This window comes from Neisseria sp. P0006.S009 (genome assembly GCF_051962915.1).
GTDB lineage: Bacteria > Pseudomonadota > Gammaproteobacteria > Burkholderiales > Neisseriaceae > Neisseria > Neisseria subflava_E.
Map to the genome: position 1 here is coordinate 1 of NZ_JBQCUV010000014.1, position 274 is coordinate 274.

Sequence of the window (274 nt, forward strand, 5' to 3'; positions counted from 1 at the left end):
GCAAAAAGGCCTGCAACAGCTTGGCGAAGAAGGCGCGGTGCAGGTCTTCAAACCGATGAGCGGCGCAGATTTGATTTTGGGCGCGGTCGGCGTGTTGCAGTTTGAAGTCGTTACCTCACGCCTCGCCAACGAATACGGCGTAGAAGCCGTGTTCGACAACGCATCCATCTGGTCGGCGCGCTGGGTATCGTGCGAAGACAAGAAAAAGCTGGCGGAGTTTGAAAAAGCCAACGCAGGCAATCTGGCGATAGACGCAGGCGGCAACCTCGCCTAC

1 pseudogene is annotated in these 274 nt (G+C 57.3%); it reads left to right on the top strand.

The features are described from left to right. Nucleotides 1-274, top strand: a pseudogene (gene prfC, locus ACTHTK_RS10280) (peptide chain release factor 3); the annotation flags it as partial.